Below are 16,520 nucleotides of genomic sequence, written 5' to 3'. Positions count from 1 at the left end.
GCCGGCACCTGGAATCGGGCACAATCCTGATCCTGAGGAGGTGACGGCGGTGCACGAGTTCGTGTCGGCGAAGGTGGCTGAGATCGAGGAGCTGTGCCGGGCACTGGGCATTCGCAGGCTCGACCTGTTCGGATCGGCGGTCGGCGATTCGTTCGACGTGGTGACCAGCGACGTGGACATCCTCGTCGACTTCGACACGGCGGACGACTTCGACCACTTCGGCAGCTACTTCGCCCTGAAAGAGGGATTGGAGCGGATTTTGGCCAGGCCTGTCGACCTCGTGGTCAACGGCAGCATCCGCAACCCCTACTTCCGCGAGCAGGTCATGGAAACCAAGGAAAACCTGTATGCGGCGTGACCCCCGGGCGTAGTTGTGGGACGCCCTGCGCGCTGCCGAGCTGCTGAGCGAGTTCGGCGCCGGCAAGTCGTTCACGGACTACCTCGCTGACGCGATGCTCCGGTCCGCCGTCGAGCGCCAGTTCGAGATCATCGGCGAGGCGCTCGTGTGGCAAGTGCTCACCGAGAAGAGGCCGCAGCTGGAGGAACGGCTGCGCCAGCTGCTCGCCGGACTCGGCTGAGCAACGCCGACTGCTCCGACTGATCCAGTCCGAGCAGCCTTTATCGCTCCCGTCACCCGCCTGACCCCTCGATTCCACCCACCCGCTCCCTGAACATGAACACGATTCACCATCCATGAATCGGGGGCGGCATGACAGGCTTCAACCGGCGTTCGTTCCTCCTGGCGATGGGCGTGGGCGCCGCGGGCGTTCCGCTCCTCGACCGCCAAGCGTTTGCGTCGACCGCGGGCACCACGCTCGAAACCACGGCCACACCCGTCGGCGCCAGCGGTTACCGCCGGCTCCAGGCAGGGCCGGGGTGGCCCACGGTCGTGCGCGGTGACCTCGTCGCGGCCAAGCCGAACCGGGAGGCGCGCAGGCAGGCGCTCACCAGCTTCGTGCAGTTCAGCGACATGCACATCTGCGACGCCCAGAGTCCGCTGCGGTTCGAGTACCTGCACCCGATCATGGGCTCCAGCGCGCACCGGCCGCAGGAAGCGCTGACGACGCAGGGGTCGACGGCGCTGGTCAAGCGGGTCAACTCCGTCCGGAACGGGCCGCTGACCGGCAGGCCGTTCGACTTCCTCATGACGACCGGCGACAACACCGACAACCACGAGAGCATCGAGCTCGACTGGTTCCTGGCGGTCCTCAACGGCGGCAGCATCACGCCCAACACCGGCGACCCGAGGTACGAGGGGGTGCAGAACGCGGGCATCAGCACGTTCTGGCAGCCGGACCTCAGCGGCGTGGACGACTACAAGGCGAAGGGCTTCCCGCGGCTCGACGGGTTGCTGGACGCGGCCGTGCGCACGTTCACCAGCCCCGGGCTGGACATCCCCTGGTACGCCACGATCGGCAACCACGACGACAGCGTGGTCGGCGCGCTGCCGGACGGGCTGCTCGACGGCTGGTACACCGGGCGCAAGAAGATCGTCGGGTTCGGCGACCCCGTGCAGGACGCGAAGGTCGCGCGGGCGTTCCACGACCCCGCGGCGATCCCCGAGGCGATGGCCATCCTCGCCACGAGCGGCGTCGTCCGCACCGTGACGCCCGATGACCGTCGCAGGCTGTTCGACACCGGTGAGTACGTGCGCAAGCATCTGCCGACGGGTGGGCACGGGTACACGGACGCCAACGCGGATGGTGTGGACGTCTTCTACACGTTCCGCATGGCGCCCGGAGTGACCGGCATCAGCATGGACACCACGAACCTCGCAGGGTTCTCCACGGGGTCCATCGGGCTGCACCAGCTCAACTGGATCGAGAGGACGCTCAAGCGCAACAGTTCGCTCTACTACGACTGGCTCGGTCTGCCGCAACGGCAGAACGTCACCGACGAGCTGTTCGTGCTCTTCAGCCACCATACGAGCACGACGATGGGCAACGTACTGCCGGACAAGCGCCGCCCGCTGGATCCGCGCGTGGACGGCAACGCGCTGGTGAACCTGCTGCACCGGTTCCCGAACGTGCTGGCGTGGGTCAACGGGCACACGCACCGCAACGTGATCACGCCGCACCGGCACGCCACGCCGTCCAGGAGCTTCTGGGAGATCAACACGGCCGCGCACGTCGACTACCCGCAGCACGCCCGCGTCATCGAGGTCGCGGACAACGGGGACGGCACGTTGTCGCTGTTCACGACGCTGCTGGAGGCGGATGCGCCGTATCAGGTGGACTACGACGACCGCTCCGACGCGGCCCTCGCGAGCCTGTGCCGGGAGTTCACCTACAACGACATCCACTCGCGGACGAACCCCCTCGGCACGCCGCTCGACCGCAACACCGAGCTGCTCGTGGCCGTCCGCTGAGTGGGATGTCCCACAACGGGTGCGGGGTGATCAGGAATTTTGGCGGCCTAAGGTCGTTTACGTGGCAGTGGACATCTCGCTAACCCCACCGCAGCCCCGTCCGAGCGCGGCGGCCATGCGGCGTGCGCTGCGCAGGGCCGCCGACGGTGCCGTGCTCGACGCGACCGAGGCCGCCGTGCTGCTGCACGCGCGCGAGGACGACCTCGACGCGCTGCTCACCGCGGCCGGGAAGGTGCGGGACGCCCACCTGCTCGCGGAGGGGCGTCCCGGGGTCGTCACGTACAGCCGGTCGGTGTTCATCCCGCTGACCCGGTTGTGCCGGGACCGGTGCCACTACTGCACGTTCGCGACCGTGCCGCACAAGCTGCCCGCCGCGTTCCTCGAACGCGACGAGGTGCTGGCGATCGCGCGCGCGGGGGCCGAGCAGGGCTGCAAGGAAGCGCTCTTCACGCTGGGGGACCGGCCGGAGGACCGCTGGCCCGCCGCGAAGGAGTGGCTGGACGCGCGCGGCTACGAGTCCACATTGGACTACGTGCGGGCGAGCGCCATCGCGGTGCTCGAGGAGACGGGGCTGCTGCCGCACCTGAACCCCGGCGTGCTGAGCTGGGAGGAGTTGACGCGGCTGCGTCCCGTCGCGTCGAGCATGGGGATGATGCTCGAGACCACGGCGGAGCGGCTGTGGAGCGAGAAGGGCGGCCCGCACTACGGCAGCCCGGACAAGGACCCCGCCGTCCGGCTGCGCGTCCTCACCGACGCCGGCCGCGTGAACGTCCCGTTCACCACCGGGATCCTCATCGGCATCGGCGAGAACCTCACCGAGCGCGCCGAGTCGCTGCTCGCGATGCGCCAGGTGGCGAAGCAGTACGGGCACGTCCAGGAAGTCATCATCCAGAACTTCCGCGCCAAGCCGGACACGGCGATGCGCGGCATGCCCGACGCCGACCTGACCGAGCTCGCGGCCACCATCGCCGTGGCACGACTGGTGATGCCGTCCACCGTGAGCGTGCAGGCACCGCCGAACCTGGTCGGCGGCGAGTTCGGCCTGATGCTGCGGGCGGGCGTCGACGACTGGGGCGGCGTCTCGCCGATCACGCCGGACCACGTCAACCCCGAGAAGCCGTGGCCGCAGGTCGACGAGCTCGCCGGCATCACGCGCGAAGCCGGGTTCTCCTTGCGGGAGCGGCTGAACGTCTACCCGCGGTTCGTCCGCGCGGCGGCGGGGCAGTGGATCGACACGAGGCTCACCGCGCACGTTTCCGCGCTGGCGCTGGAAAGCGGGCTCGCGAACCCGGACGCGGAGGTCGTCGGCCGCGAGTGGCAGGAGCCGGACGGCGGGCTCGACACGTTCGGCCGCGCGGACCTCAACACCGCGATCGACACCGAGGGCCGCACGGGCGATCGCCGCGGCGACTTCGACGAGGTCTACGGCGACTGGGACGAGCTGAAAATCCCCGTTGCGCCGCAACGGCTTTCCGAGGACGTCCAACGTGGACTGAAGATCGCCGCGAACGACCCGGCGGCGTTGCTCGACGACACCGACGCCGCGATGGCGCTCCTCACCGCCGACGGCGACGCACTCGAAGAGATGACCCGTCTCGCCGACGACCTGAGGCGCGAGGTGGTGGGCGACGACGTCACCTACGTCGTCAACCGGAACATCAACTTCTCCAACGTCTGCTACGTCGGCTGCCGCTTCTGCGCCTTCGCCCAGCGCGAGCGCGACGCGGACGCGTTCCGGCTGAGCGCCGAGGAGGTCGCCGACCGCGCGCAGGAGGCGTGGGACGAAGGCGCCACCGAGGTCTGCATGCAGGGCGGCATCGACCCGAAGCTGCCGGTGACGTACTACGCCGACGTGGTGCGCGCCATCAAGAAGCGCCTGCCGGACATGCACGTCCACGCCTTCAGCCCGATGGAGATCGTCTCCGCCGCCGCGAAGGCCGGCGTGAGCGTCCGCGAGTGGCTGACCGAGCTCAAGGAAGCCGGCCTGGGCACCATCCCCGGCACGGCGGCCGAGATCCTCGACGACGACGTGCGCTGGGTGCTCACCAAGGGCAAGCTGCCCACCGCGACCTGGCTCGACGTCGTCGGCACCGCCCACGAGCTGGGCATCCGCTCGTCGAGCACGATGATGTACGGCCACGTCGACCACCCCGGCCACTGGCTCACGCACTTCCGCGTCCTCGCGAAGCTCCAGGACCGCACCGGCGGGCTCACCGAGTTCGTCGCGCTGCCGTTCGTGCACCGCAACGCCCCGATCTACCTGGCGGGAGTCGCCCGTCCCGGCCCGAGTCGCCGCGACAACCGCGCCGTGCACGCGTTCGCGCGGCTGGCGTTGCACGGGCGGATCGACAACATCCAGTGCTCCTGGGTCAAGCTCGGCGACGAGGGCACCGCGGAGATCCTCAACGGGGGTGCGAACGACATCGGCGGCACGTTGATGGAGGAGACCATCAGCCGCATGGCAGGGTCCGAGCACGGGTCCGCGCGCACTGTGCGTGAGCTGGAGACCCTGGCTTCGCTCGCAGGGCGTAACGCCCGTCAGCGGACTACGACATATGGGCGAGTGCGAACCGATCATCCGTGACCGATAGTCTGATTCGGCGCATCGACGCTACCGGCCTTCGGTAGCTTGGCGGCCAATCAGTCAGCAAGGTTCACCCTTCCGGGGTGGGTCTGTGCCTTGGGGAGGCTCGGCGAGTGCACGGCATGAGTCTGGTACTGAGCGCTGCGGTTGAGAGCAGCATGACCGGTACCGCTGCGGGTCCCGTGGGTCTGATCGCGGTCACCGCCGGCGTCGGCGGTCTGGTGTACGGCCTGGTGAAGCGCCGCAAGCCGGCCCCGGTCATCGCGGCGAACCAGCGCATCGACCTGGTGCAGCAGGACACCGCGCAGAACTGATCCACCCGGTCTGAGAAGATTTCGCCCGTGTCCACGGAGAACGCGCCCGCAGAAGGTGTCACCGCGCCCGCCAAGCGCCCCCGCGTCCTGTCCGGCATCCAGCCGACGGCCGGGTCGTTCCACCTCGGCAACTACCTGGGTGCGGTGCGGCAGTGGGTGGCCCTGCAGGAGGCGCACGACGCGTTCTACTGCGTCGTCGACCTGCACGCGATCACCGTGGAGCAGGACCCGAAGGTGCTGCGCCAGAACACGCGCGTCTCGGCCGCGCAGCTGCTCGCCCTGGGCATCGACCCGGACCGCGCGACGCTGTTCGTCCAGTCCCACGTCCCGGAGCACGCCCAGCTCGGCTGGGTCATGCAGTGCCTGACCGGGTTCGGCGAGGCGTCGCGGATGACGCAGTTCAAGGACAAGTCCGCGCGCCAGGAGCAGTCCGTCGGCGTGGGCCTGTTCACGTACCCGATCCTGCAGGCCGCGGACATCCTGCTGTACCAGGCGCACTACGTGCCGGTCGGCGAGGACCAGCGCCAGCACCTGGAGCTGACGCGCGACCTCGCGACGCGCTTCAACTCCCGCTACGGCAAGACGTTCCGCCTGCCGGAGCCGTACATCGTCAAGGACACGGCCAAGATCTTCGACCTGCAGGACCCGACCTCCAAGATGAGCAAGTCGGTGCCCGGCGGCGTCGTGGAGCTGCTCGAGGACCCGAAGCGCTCGGCCAAGAAGATCCGCTCCGCCGTCACCGACACGGGCCGCGAGATCCTCTTCGACGCCGAGAACAAGCCGGGTGTGTCGAACCTGCTGACGATCTACTCGGCGCTGACCGGCCGCACGGTCGAGTCGCTGGTCGCCGACTACGACGGCAAGGGCTACGGCGACCTGAAGAAGGACCTGGGCGAGGTCTTCACCGAGTGGGTCACGCCGGTTCAGCAGCGCGTGAAGACGTACCTCGACGACGTGGCGTCGCTGGACAAGATCCTGGCCCGCGGCGCCGAACGCGCCCGCGAGGTCGCCGCCGGCACGTTGCGCCGCACGTACGACAAGATCGGCTTTGTTCTGCCCGAGTAGTGCGCTTGCACTAGCGTCTTCGCCGTGGACAAGTGGCGGCGGAAGTACGCGTGGTTCGACCACATCATTCGTGCGTACGAGCGCTACGACCAGAGGTACGGCGCACAGCACGCCGCTGCGGTGACGTACTTCAGCGTGCTCTCGCTCGTGCCCATCCTGATGATCGGGTTCGCCGTCGCCGGTTTCGTGCTGCAGTCGCAGCCGGACCTGCTGGCGTCGCTGCGGCAGAGCATCGCCGAGGCGGTGCCGGACGCCTCGCTGCGCGAGCAGATCAACGAAGCCGTGGACACCGCCCTGGACTCCAAAGGCACCGTCGGCGTCATCGGTCTGCTCGGTGCCGCCTACTCCGGTCTCGGCTGGATGAGCAACCTCCGCGACGCCCTGACGGCGCAGTGGGGCCAGGCCAAGGGGGAGCTGCCGTTCCTCGGCACGCTCTGGCGCGACGTGCTGTCGCTGGTCGGCCTGGGCCTCGCGATCGTGCTGTCGTTCGGCATCACGGCCCTCGGCACCGGGTTCGCCGAGCTGGTCCTGCGCTGGATGGGGCTGCAGGACGCCGGCTGGGCGCACGTCCTGCTGAGGATCGGCACGATCGTGCTGTCGCTGCTCGCGAACTGGCTCGTGTTCCTGTGGGTGCTCTCCCGGCTGCCGCGCAAGCCCGTGGGGTGGCGCAGCGCGATCCGCGGGGCGTTCGCCGGCGCGGTCGGGTTCGAGATCCTGAAGCAGACGGCGACGGTCTTCCTGTCGTTCACGACCAAGTCGCCGACCTCGGCCGCGTTCGGCTCGGTCATCGGTGTGCTGGTGTTCGCGAACCTGGTGGCGCAGTTCATCCTGTTCATCACGGCCTGGACGGCCACCGCGCGGGAGAACCAGGAGCCGGAGGTCGTGAAGGCGCCTCCGCCCGCGGTGATCCAGCCCGTGGTGTCGGTGCGGCAGGGGCCCTCCCCGTCGCTGATGCTCGGGGCGGGCGCGCTCGCGGGTGCGCTGCTCGGGTTCCGGTGGCGCCGCAAGTAGTCCTGAACGCTTCCTCGGACGAGAACGGCCCCGGCGCGGGTGCGCCGGGGCCGTCGTCTCGCGTGCCTCAGAAGCCCTGTGCCGCCTGCTGCTGGGCCTGGCGGCGTGCCCGCGCCGCCTTGGCCCGCTTGTTGCGGACGAAGAGGACCAGGCCGGCCAGGAGGCCGAGGCCCGCGGCCGCCGTGATCGGGAGGCCGACGGTGCCGAACGCGGTCGGCGTCGGGCGGCCCGTCTTCGCGTCGACGGCGGCCTCGTCGCCCGCGTCGGTGTTCTGCTGGGTCGGGACGACGTTCGGCTTCGGCTGCGGGGCGCCGTCGACGAGCTTGCCGACACCGCCGGGGCCCATCGCGAAGCCGTAGTCGAGCAGCTTCGCGGCCTGGGCGTCGATGCGCGTGGGCGTCTGCTGCCCGCGCAGCAGGACCACGACGAGACGGCGGCCGTTGCGCTCCGCGGCACCCACGTAGGTGTGCTGCGAGTCGTCGGTGAAGCCGGTCTTGCCGCCGAGAGCGCCCTGGTAGCTCGTGAGCAGGCGGTTGTCGTTCTGCAACATGATCGTTCCGCCGTTGCGGCCGGGGAACTGCGACTGCTGCAGCTTGATCGCCTGAGCGAACTCCTCGTACTTCATCGCGCCGCGGAAGATCAGGGCGACGTCGTAGGCCGACGTGCTGGTGCCGGGGCCGTCGAGGCCGGACGGCGTCACGGCGCGCGTGTCGAGGGCGCCGAGCTCCTTGGCCATCGCGTTCATCTTGCGCAGGGCGTTCGGCACGCCGCCGAGCTGGCGGGCCAGCGTGTGCGCCACGTCGTTGCCCGAGGTGAGCAACAGGCCGTGCAGCAGCTGGCGGACCGTGTACTGGCCGCCGTCGCGCAGGCCGATGCAGGTGCACTCCTGCTGGGTGTCCTCGGCGCTCGCGGTGACGACCAGGTCGCCCCGCAGCTCCTTGGCGACGACCATCGCGAGGAGCACCTTCATGATGCTCGCCGGGCGCTGACGGCCGTGCGGGTCGTACGCGGCGAGGACGGCACCGCTGTCCATGTCCGCGAGCAGCCACGTCGCCGCGGTGATGCCGCTGGGCGGCTGCGCCGAGTTCGGCGGCAGGATCAGTCCGCACTCGCCGAGGCGGTCGCCACCGACGGGCTTCTCCGGCACCTCGAGCGGCGTCGGGGCCTTCTGGCCGGGAGCCGGTTGCTCGGACGTGTCGACCGGGGGCGGCGGGGTCTCGCGGTTAGCGCACTGCGCCGTGCCGGCGGCCTGCTGTGCGGTGCCGGTCGGTGCGGCGAACGCGGCGGTGGCCGTTGCTAGGACCAGGGCGACGATGAGCCGTTGGGTGAAGGGCACGCCTCCAGGCTATCCACCCCCGTTTAGAGGCTTGCACGCACCACGTCCGATACTGGTCGCCGTGAAGCTCTCGCGCCCGATGTCACTCTTCCTGGTGGCTTTCGGAGTGTGGTCGTGGGTGATCTGGCCCACGTTCCTGAAGAACATCTGGAAGGACCCCCGTTCGTTCGGCGACGGACCTACCGCGTTCTTCACCGTGCACCTGGTGCTCGTGATCGCCTCGCTCGTCTTCGGCACCGTCATCGGCGTCCTGGGCGTGCGCGGTTACCTCGCCACCCGACGTCGATAAGGACAACGCTGTGGAGTTCGTACGCCTGCTGCTGGTGTTCCTGCACCTGCTGGGCATGGGCATGCTCGTCGCGATGATCATGTTGCAGGCCAGGGCCGGCAAGGACGCGCCGGTCAACAAGGGCTGGCTGCACGGCGCCGCGCTGCAGCTGCTCACCGGCATCGCGCTGGTCGGCATCGACCCCCTGGTCGACTCGGTCGAGTACGACCACGTCAAGATCGGCGTGAAGCTGCTCGTCGTCGTCGCCATCGCCGCCGTCGTCGCGATCAACGTGAACAAGCCGAAGGCGCCGTCCTGGCTCCTGCCGACCGCCGCCTCGCTGGTCGTCCTCAACATCGGTGTCGCCGTCTTCTGGACCTGATCGGGCGGTGTCGCCCGCACTGGCGGGTGACGTGGGCGTTCTTCCCGAGCGACCTGCTGTACCGGCGCGCAACCATCCGTGGCATGTCACGTATCGCCTATATCGGTGTGCTCGCCGCCGGCGCGGTGTTGACGGTCGTCGCACTGCACGGTGCCACCCCGGAAGCCTCGGCCTCCGGGGACGGCCGGGTGTGCGCCGCTGCGTGGTGCCCGCAGGAACGCCCGGGATGGCGCGCGCCGTCGCCGCGAGGTGAGGAGCCTCCGACGTCGTCGACGACCACGCCCACGACGACGACTTCGAAGACCAAGCACACGAAGCCGTCCACGACCACGTCCACCACTACCACGACCACGTCGTCGACCAAGACCTCTTCGACGACCAGTCCGCCGACCTCGACGTCCACGACGACGTCCGGGTCGACGACCTCGTCCACGACCACGCCGGTGACCACCACCACGTCCGGCACGAAGACGTCACCGGTGACGACGACCACCACGTCGCACACCACCCCGCACACGTCGACGACCAAGAACGTCGCGTCGCCTCCGGTGCACCACCAGGACAACCGCCTGGCCGACACCGGCGCCTCGACCACGTGGATGCTCCTGCTCGGCGTGCTGCTCCTCGTGGGCGGCGCGGCACTGCTGACGATCGAGCGCGCCAGGCGGCTCACCCGCCGCTGACTGTCGGTGTTCCTCGTCACACTGGTGACGTGCGAATCGAACACCTGCGTGAACGCAGCGATCTCGGCGTCATCAGTGCCGGCGCCCTGAAGTCCCTGGGCGTCTCGAACCCCTGGCGGCGATGCGCCGCGGGCGGGCCGTGGCAGCGCATGTACCCCGGTGTCGTGCTGCTGCACAACGGCCCGCCCACCCCGGACCAGCACCTGACCGCGGCCCTGCTGCGCGCGGGCCCGGGAGCCGTGGTGACCGGCGCCGAAGCCTGCCGCCGCCACGGTCTCCCCGCCCGCGGCCAGGAGATCCACCTCCTGGTGCCGGGCTCCGTGCGCGGCAGCGGCCGCCTGATCGCCGAACGCGTGTACCCGGTGCCCCCGGCCGTGGACGTGGGCGGCTTCCCCGTCGTGTCCTGCGCCCGAGCCGTGGTCGACGCCTGCCGCCGGCTGCGTTCCGCGGACGAGGCGACCGCGCTCGTGGCCGCCGCCATCCAGAAGGGTCGCTGCTCGCCCTCGGACCTGGCCGCCGAGGCCCGCGTCAACCGCTACGGCACCGCGCTGGTCCGCGCCGTCCTGGAGGAGCTGGGGCGCGCGGAATCGGTGGCGGAGCGGGACGCCCGCCGGTTGTCGCGCCGCATCCGGCTCACCACCGCGCACTGGAACGTCACGCTCGCCGGCGCCGACGGCGTCATCATCGGCCGGCCGGACGCCTGGTACGACGACGTGGGGCTCGCCTGGAAGATCGACTCGCGGGCGTTCCACTACGGGCCGCGTGACTACGAACGCACCTTGGCGCGCAACAGCCGGTACGCCGCTGCCGGGATCCTGGTGGTGCAGACGTTGCCCACCCGGTTGCGGGACAACCCGGAGGCGGTGGCCGCGGAGTTGAGGAAGGCGCATCGGGCGGCGGCCGCTCGGCCTCGGCCTCCGGTGCGGATCGTGGAGGTGAGCTGACCGGGGTCGAGTCGGTGCGGGCCCGTGCGCCGGGGTGCGCGCTGGAGGCGCTGGCGGGTGCCGGGCTGGTGGGCGTGGACGCCGGGCGGCGCGGTGTGCGGAGGTGGCGGATGCCGCAGCCCTGGTGCCGTCGTCCGCTCCCGGACGCCGGGCTGCTGGCGCGGTCACCTCGGTGTGCGGAGTGGCGGATGCCGCAGCCCTGGTGCCGTCGTCCGCTCCCGGACGCCGGGCCGCTGGCGCGGTCACCTCGTGTCAGGGCGTGAGTCGAGGCGCGCGGGTTGGCGGCTACCGCTGCCGGCTACCGCTGCCGGCCGATCCACGTCCCTGCAGACGCGCGATCCAGGCCCACTCACCCCCGCGCCACGCAGCGCCGAGCCCGCCACCCCGCACAAAGGCGAGGCGCCGCGCCCCCACCGGGAGCGCGGCGCCTCGAAGCACCCGAGAAGAACCTCAGACGCGCTTGAACAGCAGCGCCCGCTTCACTTCCTGGATCGCCTTCGTCACCTGGATGCCACGAGGGCAGGCGTCGGTGCAGTTGAACGTGGTGCGGCACCGCCACACGCCGTCGATGTCGTTGAGGATGTCGAGCCGCTCCTCAGCGCCCTCGTCGCGCGAGTCGAAGATGAACCGGTGCGCGTTCACGATCGCGGCGGGCCCGAAGTACGAGCCCTCGGTCCAGTACACCGGGCACGACGTGGTGCAGCAGGCGCACAGGATGCACTTCGTCGTGTCGTCGAACCGCTCGCGGTCGGCGACGGACTGGATGCGCTCGCGCGTCGGCTCGTTGCCGTAGGTCACGAGGTACGGCTTGACGGCGCGGAAGGCCTCGAAGAACGGCTCCATGTCGACGAGCAGGTCCTTGTTCACCGGCAGGCCCTTGATGGGCTCGATGGTGATCGTGGTCTGCTTGTCGCCCTTGAGCAGCAGGTCCTTCAGCAGGACCTTGCAGGCCAGGCGGTTGACGCCGTTGATGCGCATGGCGTCGGAACCGCAGATGCCGTGGGCGCAGGAGCGGCGGAACGTCAGCGTGCCGTCCACGTACCACTTGATGTGGTGGAGGAGGTTCAGCACGCGGTCCGAGGGGAGCGCGGGGATGTCGAACGAGTCCCAGCGCGGCTCGTCGTCGACCTCCGGGTTGAACCGGCGGATCTTGACGGTGACCGTGACAGCGCCGTCCGGAACCGGCGGCTGGGAGCCGCGCGAGCCAGCAGTGGTTTCAGCGGTGGCGGTCATCAGTACTTGCGCTCCATCGGCTTGTACCGGGTAAAGGTCACGGGCTTGTAGTCGAGGCGGATGTCCGCCGAGAGACCCTCGCCCTGCTTGTAGAACATGCTGTGGCGCATGAAGTTCGTGTCGTCGCGGTTCGGGTAGTCCTCGCGGGCGTGGCCGCCGCGGGACTCCTTGCGCGCCAGGGCGCCGACGACCAGGACCTCGGCGAGCTCCAGCAGGAAGCCGAGCTCGACGGCCTCCAGCAGGTCCGTGTTGAAGCGCTTGCCCTTGTCCTGCACGGAGATGTGGGCGTAGCGCTCCTTGAGCGCCTGCACGTCGTGCAGGGCCTGCTTGAGCGTGTCCTCGGTGCGGTACACGGACGCGTTGGCGTCCATGGTGGCCTGCAGCTCGGTGCGGATGTCCGCCACGCGCTCCTGGCCGTGCTCCGACAGCGCCAGCGCGACCTGGGCCTCGACGGCCGCGGCCGGGTTCTCCGGCAGGTCCACGTGGGACTCGCGGGACAGCGCGTACTCCGCGGCGGCGATGCCGGCGCGGCGGCCGAAGACGTTGATGTCCAGCAGCGAGTTCGTGCCCAGGCGGTTCGCGCCGTGCACGGAGACGCAGGCGCACTCGCCCGCGGCGTAGAGGCCGGGAACGACGTTGTCGTTGTCCCGCAGCACCTCGCCGTGGATGTTCGTCGGGATGCCGCCCATCGCGTAGTGCGCGGTCGGGTAGACCGGCACGGGCTCGTGCACCGGGTCGACGGCCAGGTACGTGCGCGCGAACTCGGTGATGTCCGGCAGCTTCGTCTCGAGGACCTCGGCACCGAGGTGCGTGCAGTCCAGGAGCACGTAGTCCTTGTTCGGGCCGGCGCCACGGCCCTCGAGCACCTCGAGGGCCATCGAGCGGGCCACGATGTCGCGCGGCGCCAGGTCCTTGATGGTCGGGGCGTAGCGCTCCATGAACCGCTCACCCGAGGCGTTGCGCAGGATCGCGCCCTCGCCTCGCGCGCCCTCGGTCAGCAGGATGCCCAGACCGGCGAGGCCGGTCGGGTGGAACTGGTAGAACTCCATGTCCTCCAGGGGCAGGCCCTTGCGGAAGACGATGCCCATGCCGTCGCCGGTCAGCGTGTGGGCGTTCGACGTGGTCTTGAAGACCTTGCCGAAACCACCCGTGGCGAACACGACGGACTTGGCCTGGAAGACGTGGATCTCGCCGGTCGCGAGCTCGTAGGCGACGGCACCGGTGCAGACCGGGCCGTTCTCCGTCTCGGTCAGGCAGATGTCGAGCACGTAGAACTCGTTGAAGAACTCGATGCCGTGCTTGACGCAGTTCTGGTAGAGCGTCTGCAGGATCATGTGACCGGTGCGGTCCGCGGCGTAGCAGGCGCGGCGCACGGCGGCTTCACCGTGGTTGCGCGTGTGGCCGCCGAACCGGCGCTGGTCGATCTTGCCCTCGGGCGTGCGGTTGAACGGCAGGCCCATCTTCTCGAGGTCGAGGACCGCGTCGATGGCCTCCTTCGCCATGATCTCGGCGGCGTCCTGGTCGACCAGGTAGTCGCCGCCCTTGATCGTGTCGAAGGTGTGCCACTCCCAGTTGTCCTCCTCGACGTTGGCGAGGGCGGCGCACATGCCGCCCTGGGCCGCGCCGGTGTGCGAACGCGTGGGGTAGAGCTTGGTGAGCACCGCGGTGCGGGCGCGCTGGCCGGACTCGATCGCCGCGCGCATTCCGGCACCACCAGCGCCGATGATGACTACGTCGTACTTGTGGAACTGCATTGTGGTGGGCTCCCCGCGCGGGTCAGTTCGAGATGTTCGGGTCGAAGGTGAAGATCACGAACGTGCCGAGCGAGATGATCAGGACCATCGACACGTAGAGCAGCATCTTCAACCAGAACCGGGTGGAGTCCTTGCGGGCGTAGTCGTTGATGACCGTGCGCACGCCGTTGCCGCCGTGGATCTGCGCGAGCCAGAGCATCGCGAGGTCCCAGAACTGCCAGAACGGAGACGCCCAGCGGCCGGCGACGAAGCCGAAGTTGATCTTGTGGACGCCGCCGTCCAGGATGTTCATGATGAACAGGTGGCCCAGGACCAGGACCACGAGCAGCAGGCCGGAGAGGCGCATGAACAGCCAGCTGTAGAGCTCGCCGTTGCTGCGGCGCGCCGAGGGGCGCCGGGGCGAGCGGGGCTTGTCGAGTGCGAGGGACATGGCTCAGTGACCCCCAAGCAGGTCGGAGATCGTGCGCTCCATCATGAAGTAGAAGCCGGGGATCATCACGAGCACCCAGACGCCCAGCACGGTCCAGAGCATGGCCCGCTGGTACTTGGCGCCCTTCTCCCAGAAGTCCACCAGCATGACGCGGATGCCGTTGAGGGCGTGGTAGAGCACCGCGCCGACCAGGCCGACCTCGAAGAGGTTGACGACCGGGTTCTTGTAGGTCTCGATCACCGCGTCGTACGCGTTGGGGGACACCCGCACCAGGGCGGTGTCGAGCACGTGGGTGAAGAGGAAGAAGAACGTGAGGACACCGGTGATCCGGTGGGCGACCCAGGACCACATGCCCAGATCACCGCGGTAGAGCGTCCCACCCCCTCGGGTGGTGCCCGACCGCTCGGGTGCGCCTGCGCTGGTCATGCGCCGCGGCCTCCAACGTCAGTGGTGGTGTGGTCGGCGAACAAGTCCGTTCTCGTCCGACCATGACCGGAAAATCCTAGTCCCGCACGTTGGAACACTCCCAGCAGGCGCACCCGCTCTGTGATCGATGAGACACGCTGTCGATCCACCAAGCGGTCTTTATCGATCCGGAAATGCGGTGCACGCCACAGCGGACGGCGGCCCGGTCTCCGCCGCGGACCAGGCACGTCGTCCTCGGCAAGGGCACTTGCCGCCTGTCACGCGACGGGAAGCCGGGCATTGGTTCAACGGCGCCGCAGCGTTTTGTCGATCATCGAAGCAGATCGGCGGGCGCCGTTGGGCCGTTTGGACGACGATTGGAGCCGAGAAGCGGTGGAAGTGGACTTTTCGCCACGGGGTGAACACGAGTGATCACCACTCGTGCGGCCAAAGCGTCGAATGCGTAACCGATAGGGGTCTTTGTAGGTGCTGGCGGCAACGGGGTTGGTTACTAAGAGGTACGGTGCCGCGTCTAGGACCCAACAACGTCGTTGGGGAGGAACCTCAGGGAGGAGACGAGCCGTGCGTCGTCGTATGCGTGGTGTCGCGGTCGCCGCGATCGCGTTGACCAGCGTGATGACTATGGCCGCCTGCGCGAAGGACTCGGGTGGCGGCAGCAACAACGGGAGTGCCGGTACCGGCGCCGCCTGCGAGTTCGCCGAGGCTCCGTCCGCGCCCGCCACCTCGAACACCAGCGCCGCCAACGGTGACAAGGTGGACGCGAGCGCGCTGAAGATCGGTCTGGCCTACGACATCGGTGGCCGTGGCGACGCGTCGTTCAACGACTCCGCCGCCGCCGGTCTCGACAAGGCCATCGCGGACCTGGGCGTGAAGAAGGAGAACACCCGCGAGCTCTCCGCCGCCCCGAACGAGGACGAGTCCGCCAAGCAGACCCGTCTGCGCCAGCTGGCGTCCGAGGGCTTCAACCCGATCATCGGTGTCGGCTTCGCCTACGCCGAGTCGCTGAAGGTCGTCGCGCCGGAGTTCCCGAACGTCAAGTTCGGCCTGGTCGACTCGGCCGTCGAGGGCGCGACCAACGTCACGCCGCTGCTCTTCGCCGAGCAGGAGGGCTCCTTCCTGGCCGGTGTCATCGCCGCGTACCAGAGCAAGAAGTGCCACGTGGGCTTCGTCGGCGGCGTCGAGATCCCGCTGATCCAGAAGTTCGAGGCCGGCTACGTCCAGGGTGCGACGACCGCCGCCCCGAAGGTCAAGGTCGAGAAGAAGTACATCACCCCGGCCGGTGACTTCACGGGCTTCCAGGACGCGCCGAAGGGCCAGGAGGCCGCGAAGGGCCAGATCGACAAGGGCGCCGACGTGATCTACCAGGCCGCCGGTGCGTCGGGCAAGGGCATCTTCTCGGCCGCCAAGCAGGCGGGCGCGCTGGCGATCGGCGTCGACTCCGACCAGTACAACCAGGCGACCGTCGCCGACACCAAGGACGTCATCGTCTCGTCGATGCTCAAGCGCGTCGACGTCGCGGTCTTCGACTTCATCAAGGCCGTCGCGAAGAACGACCTCGCGTCGCTGCCGAAGGTCTTCGACCTGAAGGTCAACGGTGTCGGCTACTCCACGTCGGGTGGCAAGATCGACGCGAAGCTGCAGGGAATCCTCGAGGGCTACAAGGCCCAGATCATCGAGGGCAAGATTCAGGTCAAGGACAAGCCGTAGTCCGAAAGCCACACA

Annotated in this window: 18 protein-coding genes; 12 read left to right on the top strand and 6 right to left on the bottom strand. The window is 69.2% G+C overall.

The window, feature by feature from the left end; genetic code table 11:
- The first annotated feature begins 49 nt into the window (after nt 1–49).
- The 7 genes from L6E10_RS01095 to yhjD all read left to right on the top strand — a co-directional run bounded on the left by L6E10_RS01095 (nt 50) and on the right by yhjD (nt 7,342).
- Entirely contained in the window at nt 50–358 is a 309-nt protein-coding gene (locus tag L6E10_RS01095) for a nucleotidyltransferase family protein (RefSeq protein ID WP_236215903.1), read from the top strand.
- Nucleotides 359–371: 13 nt separating this feature from the next.
- Complete coding sequence (locus L6E10_RS01090) at nt 372–578, top strand: DUF86 domain-containing protein (RefSeq protein WP_236215901.1); 207 nt, start codon at nt 372–374, stop codon at nt 576–578.
- 131 nt (nt 579–709) lie between these two features.
- Complete coding sequence (locus tag L6E10_RS01085; RefSeq protein ID WP_236215899.1) at nt 710–2,368, top strand: TIGR03767 family metallophosphoesterase; 1,659 nt, start codon at nt 710–712, stop codon at nt 2,366–2,368.
- A gap of 61 nt (nt 2,369–2,429) precedes the next feature.
- Nucleotides 2,430–4,952 carry a bifunctional FO biosynthesis protein CofGH gene (locus tag L6E10_RS01080; protein ID WP_236215897.1) on the top strand — a complete coding sequence of 841 codons (2,523 nt, stop codon included), beginning with the start codon at nt 2,430–2,432 and terminating at the stop codon, nt 4,950–4,952.
- 158 nt (nt 4,953–5,110) lie between these two features.
- The gene (locus L6E10_RS01075; protein WP_236215895.1) at nt 5,111–5,266 is read left to right on the top strand and encodes a hypothetical protein; all 156 of its coding nucleotides are present in this window, start codon (nt 5,111–5,113) and stop codon (nt 5,264–5,266) included.
- A gap of 27 nt (nt 5,267–5,293) precedes the next feature.
- Nucleotides 5,294–6,331: a tryptophan--tRNA ligase gene (gene trpS, locus L6E10_RS01070; RefSeq protein WP_090094827.1), complete on the top strand. Its 1,038-nt coding sequence runs from the start codon at nt 5,294–5,296 to the stop codon at nt 6,329–6,331.
- Between the two features lie 24 nt (nt 6,332–6,355).
- Nucleotides 6,356–7,342, top strand: coding sequence for an inner membrane protein YhjD (gene yhjD / locus L6E10_RS01065; RefSeq protein ID WP_236215893.1), 987 nt, complete (start codon nt 6,356–6,358; stop codon nt 7,340–7,342).
- Between the two features lie 67 nt (nt 7,343–7,409).
- Here the strand turns inward: yhjD and L6E10_RS01060 are convergent, their stop codons facing one another.
- Entirely contained in the window at nt 7,410–8,678 is a 1,269-nt protein-coding gene (locus L6E10_RS01060; protein WP_236215891.1) for a D-alanyl-D-alanine carboxypeptidase family protein, read from the bottom strand.
- 61 nt (nt 8,679–8,739) lie between these two features.
- On the opposite strand from L6E10_RS01060, the gene L6E10_RS01055 reads away from it, so the two are divergent.
- Together L6E10_RS01055 and L6E10_RS01050 are read left to right on the top strand one after the other, a co-directional pair.
- On the top strand, nt 8,740–8,967 hold the full coding sequence (locus L6E10_RS01055; RefSeq protein ID WP_090094830.1) for an SCO4848 family membrane protein: 228 nt from the start codon (nt 8,740–8,742) through the stop codon (nt 8,965–8,967).
- A gap of 10 nt (nt 8,968–8,977) precedes the next feature.
- Nucleotides 8,978–9,328, top strand: coding sequence for a hypothetical protein (locus tag L6E10_RS01050; RefSeq protein ID WP_236215889.1), 351 nt, complete (start codon nt 8,978–8,980; stop codon nt 9,326–9,328).
- A 97-nt stretch (nt 9,329–9,425) separates the two neighbouring features.
- On the opposite strand, the gene L6E10_RS01045 is transcribed toward L6E10_RS01050, so the two are convergent.
- Entirely contained in the window at nt 9,426–9,824 is a 399-nt protein-coding gene (locus L6E10_RS01045; RefSeq protein WP_236215888.1) for a hypothetical protein, read from the bottom strand.
- Between L6E10_RS01045 and L6E10_RS01040 the strand changes: the two genes are divergently transcribed.
- Nucleotides 9,808–10,011, top strand: a complete 204-nt coding sequence (locus L6E10_RS01040) for an LPXTG cell wall anchor domain-containing protein (protein WP_236215887.1) — start codon at nt 9,808–9,810, stop codon at nt 10,009–10,011. The two genes, L6E10_RS01045 and L6E10_RS01040, sit on opposite strands and share 17 nt — an antisense overlap.
- Nucleotides 10,012–10,040: 29 nt before the next feature.
- The gene (locus tag L6E10_RS01035; protein ID WP_236215886.1) at nt 10,041–10,955 is read left to right on the top strand and encodes a hypothetical protein; all 915 of its coding nucleotides are present in this window, start codon (nt 10,041–10,043) and stop codon (nt 10,953–10,955) included.
- Nucleotides 10,956–11,405: 450 nt separating this feature from the next.
- Here the strand turns inward: L6E10_RS01035 and L6E10_RS01030 are convergent, their stop codons facing one another.
- Genes L6E10_RS01030 through sdhC form a run of 4 tightly spaced genes read right to left on the bottom strand, consistent with a single transcriptional unit; the run spans nt 11,406 to nt 14,798 of the window.
- Complete coding sequence (locus tag L6E10_RS01030) at nt 11,406–12,188, bottom strand: succinate dehydrogenase iron-sulfur subunit (protein ID WP_090094833.1); 783 nt, start codon at nt 12,186–12,188, stop codon at nt 11,406–11,408.
- On the bottom strand, nt 12,188–13,942 hold the full coding sequence (sdhA, locus tag L6E10_RS01025; RefSeq protein WP_236215885.1) for a succinate dehydrogenase flavoprotein subunit: 1,755 nt from the start codon (nt 13,940–13,942) through the stop codon (nt 12,188–12,190). Before sdhA ends, L6E10_RS01030 begins: the two co-directional genes overlap by 1 nt.
- A 22-nt stretch (nt 13,943–13,964) precedes the next feature.
- Entirely contained in the window at nt 13,965–14,372 is a 408-nt protein-coding gene (locus L6E10_RS01020; protein ID WP_090094835.1) for a succinate dehydrogenase hydrophobic membrane anchor subunit, read from the bottom strand.
- A gap of 3 nt (nt 14,373–14,375) precedes the next feature.
- Nucleotides 14,376–14,798, bottom strand: a complete 423-nt coding sequence (gene sdhC, locus L6E10_RS01015) for a succinate dehydrogenase, cytochrome b556 subunit (RefSeq protein ID WP_090094836.1) — start codon at nt 14,796–14,798, stop codon at nt 14,376–14,378.
- 573 nt (nt 14,799–15,371) lie between these two features.
- Between sdhC and L6E10_RS01010 the strand changes: the two genes are divergently transcribed.
- On the top strand, nt 15,372–16,505 hold the full coding sequence (locus L6E10_RS01010) for a BMP family protein (RefSeq protein WP_236216165.1): 1,134 nt from the start codon (nt 15,372–15,374) through the stop codon (nt 16,503–16,505).
- Nucleotides 16,506–16,520 lie beyond the last annotated feature (15 nt).

The sequence above is a fragment of the Lentzea sp. CC55 genome, from assembly GCF_021056325.1.
GTDB classification, from domain to species: Bacteria; Actinomycetota; Actinomycetes; order Mycobacteriales; family Pseudonocardiaceae; genus Lentzea; species Lentzea jiangxiensis.
Note: the sequence above shows the minus strand (reverse complement) of the source record. Positions and strands in the feature narration are given on the sequence as shown.